The organism is Streptomyces sp. NPDC002467 (assembly GCF_042889825.1).
GTDB lineage: Bacteria > Actinomycetota > Actinomycetes > Streptomycetales > Streptomycetaceae > Streptomyces.
Window position 1 is genome coordinate 1 of sequence record NZ_JBIARJ010000025.1, and the last position, 6,732, is coordinate 6,732.

6 protein-coding genes are annotated in these 6,732 nt (G+C 73.5%); 1 reads left to right on the plus strand and 5 read right to left on the minus strand.

Annotated elements, in window-relative coordinates; all coding sequences use genetic code 11:
• Window positions 1–219 precede the first annotated feature (219 nt).
• From ACFYYJ_RS36000 to ACFYYJ_RS36010, 3 genes are all read right to left on the minus strand, one after another.
• Window positions 220–660, minus strand: a complete 441-nt coding sequence (locus tag ACFYYJ_RS36000; RefSeq protein WP_389138505.1) for a MarR family winged helix-turn-helix transcriptional regulator — start codon at window positions 658–660, stop codon at window positions 220–222.
• Window positions 661–761: 101 nt separating this feature from the next.
• Window positions 762–3,158, minus strand: a complete 2,397-nt coding sequence (gene lon / locus ACFYYJ_RS36005; RefSeq protein ID WP_389138508.1) for an endopeptidase La — start codon at window positions 3,156–3,158, stop codon at window positions 762–764.
• Between the two features lie 96 nt (window positions 3,159–3,254).
• The gene (locus ACFYYJ_RS36010) at window positions 3,255–3,998 is read right to left on the minus strand and encodes a DUF4097 family beta strand repeat-containing protein (RefSeq protein ID WP_389138511.1); all 744 of its coding nucleotides are present in this window, start codon (window positions 3,996–3,998) and stop codon (window positions 3,255–3,257) included.
• A gap of 116 nt (window positions 3,999–4,114) precedes the next feature.
• Here ACFYYJ_RS36010 and ACFYYJ_RS36015 point away from each other — a divergent pair, with 116 nt between their 5' ends.
• Window positions 4,115–4,588, plus strand: a complete 474-nt coding sequence (locus ACFYYJ_RS36015; RefSeq protein WP_385128043.1) for a MarR family transcriptional regulator — start codon at window positions 4,115–4,117, stop codon at window positions 4,586–4,588.
• Here ACFYYJ_RS36015 and ACFYYJ_RS36020 read toward each other — a convergent pair.
• Both ACFYYJ_RS36020 and ACFYYJ_RS36025 read right to left on the minus strand, forming a co-directional pair.
• The gene (locus tag ACFYYJ_RS36020) at window positions 4,585–5,391 is read right to left on the minus strand and encodes a VOC family protein (protein WP_385364506.1); all 807 of its coding nucleotides are present in this window, start codon (window positions 5,389–5,391) and stop codon (window positions 4,585–4,587) included. The genes ACFYYJ_RS36015 and ACFYYJ_RS36020 overlap by 4 nt on opposite strands.
• Window positions 5,392–5,473: 82 nt before the next feature.
• A complete protein-coding gene (locus tag ACFYYJ_RS36025) occupies window positions 5,474–6,313 on the minus strand; it encodes a sulfurtransferase (protein WP_389138516.1) in 840 nt (279 codons plus the stop codon).
• Between the last annotated feature and the right edge of the window lie 419 nt (window positions 6,314–6,732).

The window sequence follows — 6,732 nt, forward strand, 5'->3', positions numbered from 1 at the left end:
TCGGGGCCGGGCGCGCGCCGGGGCACCTCCTCGGGCGTCGAACCCGATGCGGCACCGGCAAGACGAGCGGGTTTCGTTCGACGCCCTGCGGGGGCACCCCGCCGCACACCCAACCCCGACGGCGCGGGAGTGCCACGCTGCCGGCCCCTGCGGGGCGGGGGTGTCACACGGCCGCCCCGGCGGGGCAGGGAGCGGGGACGTCCCAGAGGGAGGGGCGAACTATTCCGTGCCCGCGTTCAGCTGGTTCAAGAGGCGGGCCAGTTCCGCCACTTCTCCGCGGTCCCAGTCGGCGAGCTTGCGCATGTACTGCTCGCGCCTGGCGTCCCGGACGCGGAGGAACCGCGATCGGCCCTCCTCGGTGAGGCCCACGAGGAAGGCGCGGCCGTCCGCGGGGTCCGGCTCGCGGGCGACCAGGCCCAGGACCTCCAGGGCCCGCAGTTGCCGGCTCATCGTGGCCTTGCCGACCCCGAAGTACGCCGCCAGTTCCGTGGCCCGCTGCCGCCCCGCCGCCTCCAGGCGTACGAGGAGCCCGTACGCGGCCGGCTCCAGTTCGGGGTGGAGTTCGCGGGCCATCTCGCCGGAGGAGGCGCGGGCCCGTCGGAGGAAGACGGACAGTTCCCGCTCCAGGGCAAGGAACTCCTGGTCTTCGCTCCCGTGCACGTACGGCTCCTTCGGTGGTGTGTGAGCAGCCAGTATTTCGCAGGGGGCAGGCCGAAGGCCCGGGACCCCGCCGGAGACGGGGACCCGGGCCGGAGACGGCGTCAGGCGGCGGCCGGAAGGGCGACTTCCGCTTCGGCGAGGGCCAGCGCCAGCACCTGGCGGACGTCGGTCACCGGGTGCACCTCCAGCCCCTCCAGCACCTCGGCCGGGACGTCGTCCAGGTCGGCCTCGTTGCGCTTCGGGATGATGACGGTGGTCAGCCCGGCCCGGTGCGCGGCCAGCAGCTTCTGCTTGACCCCGCCGATCGGCAGGACCCGACCGGTCAGGGAGACCTCGCCGGTCATCGCCACGTCCGTGCGGACCGTCCGCCCGGAGAGCAGCGAGGCGAGGGCGGTGGTCATGGTGATGCCCGCGCTGGGGCCGTCCTTGGGGACCGCGCCGGCCGGGAAGTGGATGTGCACGCCCCGGTCCTTCAGGTCGGCGACGGGCAGTTCCAGTTCCGCGCCGTGCGAGCGCAGGAAGCTCAGCGCGATCTGCGCGGATTCCTTCATGACGTCGCCGAGCTGCCCGGTGAGGCTGAGTCCGGCGGCGCCGGTCTCCGGGTCGGCCAGCGAGGCCTCGACGAAGAGGACGTCACCGCCCGCGCCGGTGACCGCGAGGCCGGTGGCCACGCCGGGGACGGCGGTGCGCCGTTCGGCCGGGTCCTGGGCGGACTCCGGTACGTGGTGCGGCCGTCCGATGAGGGGACGCAGGTCGTCGGCGCCGATCCGGAAGGGCAGTTCGCGCTCCCCCAGCTCGTGCTGCGAGGCCACCTTGCGCAGGAGGCGGGCGATGGAGCGTTCCAGGGTGCGCACGCCCGCCTCGCGGGTGTACTCGCCGGCCAGCTTGCGCAGGGCGTCCTCCTCCAGGACCACCTCGTCGGCGCCGAGGCCGGCGCGGTCCAGCTGGCGGGGCAGCAGGTGGTCGCGGGCGATGACGACCTTCTCGTCCTCGGTGTAGCCGTCGAGGCGGACCAGCTCCATGCGGTCGGCGAGCGCCTCGGGGATGGCCTCCAGGACGTTGGCGGTGGCGAGGAAGACCACGTCGCTGAGGTCGAGTTCGACCTCCAGGTAGTGGTCGCGGAAGGTGTGGTTCTGGGCGGGGTCCAGCACCTCCAGCAGGGCGGCGGCCGGGTCGCCGCGGTAGTCGGAGCCGACCTTGTCGATCTCGTCGAGGAGGACGACCGGGTTCATGGACCCGGCCTCCTTGATGGCCCGTACGATCCGGCCCGGCAGCGCGCCGACGTAGGTCCGGCGGTGACCGCGGATCTCGGCCTCGTCGCGGACGCCGCCGAGTGCGACGCGGACGAACTTGCGGCCCATGGCGTGCGCGACGGACTCGCCGAGCGAGGTCTTGCCGACGCCGGGCGGTCCGACGAGGGCGAGGACGGCGCCGCCGCGGCGTCCGCCGATGACGCCCAGGCCGCGCTCGCCGCGCCGCTTGCGGACCGCGAGGTACTCGGTGATGCGGTCCTTCACGTCGCTCAGCCCGGCGTGCTCGGCGTCGAGGATCGCCCGCGCGCCCTGGATGTCGTACTGGTCCTCGGTGCGGTCGTTCCAGGGCAGTTCGAGGACGGTGTCGAGCCAGGTCCGGATCCAGGAGCCCTCGGGGCTCTGGTCGCTGGACCGCTCCAGCTTGTCGACTTCCTTGAGCGCGGCCTCGCGGACCTTCTCGGGCAGGTCGGCGGCCTCGACGCGGGCCCGGTAGTCGTCGGACTCCTCGCCGTCCTTCTCGCCGTTCAGCTCGCGCAGTTCCTTGCGTACGGCTTCCAGCTGGCGGCGCAGCAGGAACTCGCGCTGCTGCTTGTCGACGCCGTCCTGGACGTCCTTGGCGATGGACTCGGCGACGTCCTGCTCGGCGAGGTGGTCGCTGAGGGCCTTGATCGCGAGGCGGAGGCGGGCGACCGGGTCGGCGGTCTCCAGCAGTTCGACCTTCTGGGCGACGGTCAGGAAGGGCGAGTAGCCGGAGTTGTCGGCGAGCGCCGAGACCCCTTCGATCTGCTGGACCCGGTCCACGACCTGCCAGGCCCCGCGCTTCTTGAGCCAGCTGGTGGCGAGCGCCTTGTACTCCTTGACGAGCTCGGTGACGGCGCCGGGCAGCGGATCGGGGACGGACTCCTCCACGGTCTCGCCCTCGACCCAGAGCGCTGCCCCGGGCCCGGTGGTCCCGGCCCCGATCCGGACCCGCCCGCGGCCGCGGATGAGCGCGCCGGGGTCCCCGTCGGAGAGCCGTCCGACCTGCTCGACGGTCCCGAGCACACCGGTCCCGGCGTACGTCCCGTCGATGCGCGGTACGAGCAGCACCTTGGGCTTCCCGCTGCCGGCCGCCGCCTGGGCCGCCTCCACGGCGGCCCGTACCTCGGTGTCGGACAAGTCCAGCGGAACGACCATTCCGGGCAGCACGACCTCGTCGTCGAGCGGCAGCACGGGCAGAGTGAGCGTTACGGACGTCGAAGCCATGATCTTCCCTCCGGCAGTGAAGTTGAGCTATGCGGACTCAATGCATCTGCGCGGCCCGATGTTCCCCAACACCCGTTCGCCGGGGGCGAACACCTCTCACACGGCGGAAACGCGGACGTCCCCCGAGGTCGTCTTCGCCGACAGCCGGGACGCGGCGGCCGGGTCCGAGGGGAGCGAGACCTCCCGGGTGCCCGAGGTGGTGGCGACCGCGACCAGGTAGGGGGCCCGGGGGACCTTCAGGCTGACGTTGCCCGAGGAGGTCTCGGCGCGCACGGCGGAGGGGACCTCGGCGAAGTCCAGGCGGGCGTCGCCCGAGTCCGAGCGGACGTCCGCGTCCGGTCCGGACAGGCCGGTGGCGTTGATCGTGCCCGAGGACGTACGGATCTTCAGCGGTCCGGCGATCCGGTCGGCGGTCACCTTGCCGGAGTCGGCCTTGACCTCGGCCGCCGCCACCCCCGTCACGGAGATGCGGCCGCTGCTGCTCTCCAGCTTGACCGTGGCGGCGGCCGGGACCTCCAGGCGGTAGTCGACGTAGCAGCCGTCGGAGCAGCCGTCGGTGAAGGTCAGCACCCCGCCGGTGACCTTCTGGCCGGGCACGGGCGCGCCGTCCCCGCGGTAGTGGACGGTGCGGCGGACCGTCACCCCGGGCCCGGTCCCGGGCGTGACCTCGATCGACCCGGCCCTGGTGTCGCCCAGCTCCACGGCGGTGACGGCCTCGGTGACCGTGGTGTCGGCGGTCGCCGTCTTCTTCTGGCCGTCGGCGAAGGAGCAGCCGGCGACGAGGATTCCGGCCCCGAGGACGACGGCTGCGGCACGGACTGACGAGGTGTGAGAAGTCATGCCACGATGCTCGCCCTCCACGGGGGCGGGGCCGATGGTGCCGGTACCCGAACCCCGGGTGGGGATAACCCCCGGACGCTTGACCTCAACCAAGGTCGAGGTCCTACGTTCGACTCATGATCGCGAACGAGCACCTCACCGACGCCGAACTCGCCTCCCAGCCCGCCGCGTACTGGACCGGACTGGCCTACGAGTCCCTCATCGCCTTCACCCGGGCCCGGCAGGCCGAGCTCGGCCACACCCAGCCCGGGTTCTGGCTGCTGCGCAACCTGTCGCGGAACGACCTCTCCCCCGACGGCGAGGGCATGACGATCCCCCGGCTCCAGGAGGCCATGAGCACGTACCTGCGGCCCGAGGACGACCTGGCCGCGGAGGCGGAGGTCCTGCTGGAGCGCGGTTGGCTCACCCGCGACGGCGACGGACGGCTGTGGATCAGCGAGGCGGGCGAGGAGGCCCGCCTCGATCTCAAGCAGCACGCCCCCGCCATCACCGCCCGGATCCACGACGGCATCGCCGAGGCCGACTACGTCACCACGCTGAAGGTGCTCCGCCGGATGATCCTGAACACCGGCGGCACCCTCCCCGTCTAGGCCGGCTGCTCCGCCATCGAGGCGGCGATGACCGAGAACACGGCGCCCTGCGGGTCGGCCAGTACGGCCATCCGCCCGGCCGCCATGTCGAACGGGGGTGCCAGGACGGTGGCCCCGGCCCGCTCCGCCGCGGCGGTCACGCTGTCGACGTCGTCCACGCTGAAGTACGCCATCCAGTGCGGCGGGGTCCCGGGCGGGGCCTTCTCCAGGGTCATCATGCCGCCGACGGCCCGGCCGCCGACCTGCCACTCCACGTACCCCTCGGCGCCCGGCATCTCGGACCGCTTCGGCGTCATCGGCAGCGCGGCCGAATAGAACCGGCCGGCGGCGTCGGTGTCCGTGGTGCTGAGCTCGTTCCAGATCAGCGCGCCCGGCTCGTTGACGATCCCGGCGCCGGTGAAGGACTTCGCCTCCCACAGCCCGAACACCGCCCCCTGCGGGTCTGACACGACCGCCATGCGGCCGAGGTCCATGACGTCCATGCCCGGCATCATCACCTTGCCGCCGGCGTCGCCGACCTGCCCGAGCGTCCCGTCGAGGCCGTCCGTGGCCAGGTATGTCGTCCACACCGCCGGGGGCATCGGGTCGGGCGTGGTGCCGTCCGGGTTCATGGCCGCCATGATCCCGGCGACCGGCTTCCCCTTGAGCGTGCAGACGGCGTAGCCGCCCGTCTCCGGAGGCCCGACCTCGCCCTGCCAGCCGAGGAGGTCACTGTAGAAGTCGATCGCGCGCTGCTGGTCCGGGACCATCAGGTCGATCCAGCAGGGGGTGCCTGCCTGGTAGGGGCCGTTCTTCTCGGGCACGGGGTTCTCCATGGGGCGGGTGGGTGAGGACGGGCGTTCAGTACCCCCACGACGCCCCGGAAATCGGCCCGTTCGAGTGAACTCAGGTCGTCACCGGACGCCCGCCGGATTCGAGCCCCCACTCGCTCCACGAACCGTCGTACACCGCCAGCCGCCCGTATCCGGCGAGATCCGCCCCGAGGGCCAGCACACAGGCGGTCACCCCGGACCCACAGCTGAAGTACAGCCGCTCCCGGTCCCCCGCCAGCGCCTCGAAGGCCTCCCGGAGCTCCCCGGCGGGCCGCATCCGGCCGTCCGGACCCTGGAGTTCCCCGAACGGCAGGTTCAGCGCACCCGGCATGTGCCCACCCCGCAGCCCGTCCCTGGGCTCGGGGGCGGTACCGGCGAAACGCCCCCTGGTACGGGCGTCGAGCACGGCGGCGGCCGGGTCGGCGAGGGCCTCGGCGACGACCTCGGCGTCGACCACCAGCCCGGGTCGGGGCCGCGCGGTGAAGGAGCCGCGGGGGCCGTCGTACGCGGCGGGCCCGCTCTCGACCGGCAACCCGGCGGCAGCCCACGCGGGCAGCCCGCCGTCCAGCACGGCGACCCGGTCGAAGCCCATGGCGCGGAGCATCCACCAGGCGCGGGGGCTGGAGTAGACGCCGGCGGCGTCGTAGACGACCACGGTCGAGTCGTCTCCCACGCCGAGGGCGCGCATCTCCTCGGTGAACTCCGCGGCGGTGGGCATGGTGTGGGGGGCGGGGGCGGTGTGGTCGGACAGGGCGCCGTCGAGGTCGAAGGGGCGGGCGCCGGGTATCCGTTGCGGGGCGTTTCCGTGTGCCCCGACGGAGGCGTCGAAGACCACGATCCCCTCTCCGAGGCGGCCGGCGAGCCAGTGGGCGTCGACGAGCGGGCCGGGTACCGGGATCTCTGGTGCGGGCATGCGGGGCCTCCGGGGGTGCGGGTGGGCTGGCCGCCTCATCCTCGCGTACGGGTCCAGCGAGGCCGGGCTTGGGCGGCCGCTGCGCGGAGCCGGTCCCCTACTCGCCCTTCCACCGTTCACCCCGGACCCCGCTCCTCAAACGCCGGAGGGGCTGGGAAAGCGGCGCCGGTGAGGCCGATGGGAAACGACCGCAAGGCTGAAGACGACCGCCGGCCGGGGGTGGGGCCGGGGTGGGGTGTCGTCCGGGACCAAAACGAGATGTCCGAGGCGCACGGCACCGCCCGACAAACCGACCCCGACCAGGCACCGAACATCGAAGCCCGTCCCGGACGACCCCCCCCCCCCGGGGCCCCCCCCCCCCCCCGCGCCCCCCCCGCCCCCCCCCCCCCCCCCCCCCCCCCCGCCCCCCCCCCCCCCGT